Raw genomic sequence first — 2,946 nt, forward strand, 5'->3', positions numbered from 1 at the left:
GGCCGGGTGCCCGCCGGGCGGGGGGTCTCCGGCGGGCGGCTCGTTCCCGGCTGGGCCGGTCAGCCGGTGACGGCGGCCAGGTAGCGCTCGGCCGCGTCCGGCGTCATGAACCAGTCGCGGAAGTCGTTCGGGTCGCTGAACCCGTTGGCGAAGCGCCGGGCGACGGTCTCGTTGCCGGCGGCCGCGCCGAGGAGTTGTTGCACGTGCGGCGGCAGCGGCTGCAGCATGGCGTTGGTCCAGCCGGTGACGGCCTCGCCGACGCCGGCCCAGAACCGTTCGAAGGTCTGGGTCATCCATTCCCGGTCGAACGGCCGGTCGCCGCGCTCCACGATCGACCCGAGGTACGAGTAGGCGCACTTGGCCGCGGTGTTGCTGCCCTGGCCGGTGATCGGGTCGTTGGCCACCACCACGTCGGCCATGCCGAGCACCAGCCCGCCGGAGGGCAGTTCCGCGACGGGGTGGCGCACGGTGGGGGTGTAGCGGCCGGAGAGGGTGGCCCGGCCGTCGGTCAGCTCGACGTCGGTGCAGCGGTCGTGGATCCACGGGGTGTAGCGGCGGGTCAGGTCCAGGGTGAGTTTGAGGTGCTCGGCGGGGTCCCGCCGCTCGGTCCACAGGTCCAGCGGCCCGCCGGGCACCGCTTCCCAGAACAGGATCTCGCACGGGCCGGAGTGGGTCAGTGCGGGGATGACGAAGAGTTCGCCGAGGCCGGGTACCGCGTTGAAGCTGACGTGCGGCACCGGCAGCAGCGGGTCCGGGGTCATGCCGTGCACGTACGCGACGGCCAGCCCGCGTTGCGGCGTGTCGTACACCGAGCGTTGCGGGTCGCGGTCGAAGACGCCCACCAGGTCGCCCTTGCCGGCGGCGACCACGGTCAGGTCGTACCGGCCGAGCCGGGTCAGCCCGTCCAGGTCGGCGGTGGTGACGGTCTGGTAGAGCACGGTGCCACCGCGCTGTTCGAACAGCTCCAGCCAGTCGGCCATCTTGATCCGCTGGTCGGTGCTCTGCGCCGGTTCGTCCAGCGGGGCGGCGATGCGCAGCGCCCGCTCGCCGGGCGGCGCGGAGAGCGACACGTGCAGCCCCTCGATCCGGGGCGCCTTGTCCGCCCACAGGTCCAGCCCGTACCGACGTTCGGTGGCCAGTGCGGTGGCGAACATGGCCTGGGTGCTCATCACCCAGCCGCGGCGGATCTCGTCGGGGGTGCGGGCGGACATGACGGTGACGTCGTAGCCCTCGGCGAGCAGGCTCAGGGCGAGCTGGAGGCCGGACTGTCCGGCCCCGACGACAAGGATCTTGCGCATGGTTCCTCCAGGTTGAGCTACCGCGCCGCGAGGGCGCCCGCGGTGGGCCGGGCGGTGCGGGACATGGTGTGTTCCACGACCGCGAGCAGCGCGCGGGCCACCGAGGAGGGGTCGCGGGCGTCGCAGGCGATCAGGGGTACGCGGGCGGGCAGCGCGAGTGCGGCGCGGACGTCCTCGAGCGGGTGGTGCAGCTGCCCGTCGAAGAGGTTCACGCAGACCACGAACGGCACGTCGCTGTCCTGCTCGAAGTAGTTGACCGCGGGGAAGGAGGCGGCCAGGTTGCGGGTGTCGGTGAGCACCAGCGCGCCGACCGCGCCGCGGCACAGGTCGTCCCACATGGGCCAGAATCGGGGCTGGCCGGGGGTCCCGAAGAGGTAGAGCACCAGGTCGGGGCCGATGGTGAGCCGGCCGAAGTCCATGGCCACGGTGGTGGTGGTCTTGTCGATGCCGGGGTCGAGCCGGTCGACGGTCTCGCTGGCCGCGGTCATCCACGCCTCGGTGTTGATCGGTGGGATCTCCGAGATGGACCGGACGCAGGTGGTCTTGCCGACCCCGAAGCCACCGGCGATGACGATCTTCGCCGAGGTCAGCAGCGGGTTGTCAGGCGAGCTTGCGGAGGCCATCGCGGAGTCTCTCCAGGAGGCGGAAGTCGACGTTGTGGTGGTCGTGGTGGATCATGAGCCGGTCGGTGGCGGCCAGGTCGTCGACGACGACCCGGGTCACACCGAGGGACATCCCGCAGACGGCGGAGAGTTCGGCGACGGAGCGGGCGGCCCGGCGGGCGTGTTCGTACAGGGACCGGGCCTCGGGCAGCAGGCCGGAGGCGAAGACGGCGTCGTAGTAGGGCACCGAGACCATGGTGTGCACCAGTAGTGGCTGGCGGGTGCGGGTGCGGCCGGCGGTGAGCACGTACGGCCGCACCTTCCAGTACCTCATCGGCATGATCAGCTTCCTTGGGCCGGGTCAGCGGGGCTGGCTGGCGGTCGCGCGGTGCAGTTCGTGTCGGACGGCCGGGGTGAGGGCGTGCCACACCGCGCTGACGAACTGGGTCATCCGGTAGGAGACGACCCGCAGGTCGCAGCCGGGGGCGGCGGCCACGGCCAGGCCGGCGGACTCGCCGACGCGCATGAACAGCAGGTGCCCGCGCGGCAGGCGGACGGTCAGGTACTCGGCGGCGCCGAGGTCGAGCAGGGCGGCGCTGCGGTCGGCCATGCTGAGCAGGCCGGCGGTCAGCGCGGCGAGTTGGTCGCCGAGGTCGCGGCCGATCCCGTGCGAGGCGGCGAGTTGCAGGCCGTCCAGGGAGACGAGCATGGCGTGGTTGACCCCGGGTACGTCCTCGGCGAACTGCCGGATCAGCCAGGCGCAGTCCGGCAGTCCGGAGCCGCTGGTCGCCGTGCCGGGGTACGCGTGGGTCATTGCTGCCGTCCTTCGTGGTCGGTGGGGGTGCGGGCGGCACCGACGCCGGCCTCGAAGGCGGCGGTCTCGTCCGGCCATGCCTCGGGCGGGGAACCGGCGCCGGGATCCGCGGGTGGGCGGGGTGGTGGAGTCTGGTCGCGGACGCTTTCCGGTACGCGTCGGGGCAGGCCGCCGGCCGGCTGTGGCGTGCCGGCCGGTGCGGCGAGGGTGTGCAGCGGCACGGTCGGCGAGT

General features: G+C 72.7%; 4 protein-coding genes and 1 pseudogene. All 5 read right to left on the minus strand.

Annotation, left to right across the window (positions count from 1 at the left end; genetic code table 11):
- Positions 1 to 59: 59 nt before the first annotated feature.
- Positions 60 to 1,298: a styrene monooxygenase/indole monooxygenase family protein gene (locus ACWEVO_RS34020; RefSeq protein ID WP_452311520.1), complete on the minus strand. Its 1,239-nt coding sequence runs from the start codon at positions 1,296 to 1,298 to the stop codon at positions 60 to 62.
- A gap of 17 nt (positions 1,299 to 1,315) precedes the next feature.
- Positions 1,316 to 1,921, minus strand: coding sequence for a GTP-binding protein (locus ACWEVO_RS34025; protein ID WP_452311521.1), 606 nt, complete (start codon positions 1,919 to 1,921; stop codon positions 1,316 to 1,318).
- Positions 1,899 to 2,240 carry a DUF742 domain-containing protein gene (locus tag ACWEVO_RS34030; protein ID WP_452311522.1) on the minus strand — a complete coding sequence of 114 codons (342 nt, stop codon included), beginning with the start codon at positions 2,238 to 2,240 and terminating at the stop codon, positions 1,899 to 1,901. The genes ACWEVO_RS34025 and ACWEVO_RS34030 overlap by 23 nt, the downstream gene beginning before the upstream one ends.
- A gap of 21 nt (positions 2,241 to 2,261) precedes the next feature.
- A complete protein-coding gene (locus ACWEVO_RS34035) occupies positions 2,262 to 2,714 on the minus strand; it encodes a roadblock/LC7 domain-containing protein (RefSeq protein ID WP_452311523.1) in 453 nt (150 codons plus the stop codon).
- A pseudogene (locus tag ACWEVO_RS34040) lies at positions 2,711 to 2,946 on the minus strand (hypothetical protein); the annotation flags it as partial. The gene ACWEVO_RS34035 and the pseudogene ACWEVO_RS34040, both read right to left, overlap by 4 nt.

The sequence above is a fragment of the Micromonospora sp. NPDC003776 genome, assembly GCF_053605645.1.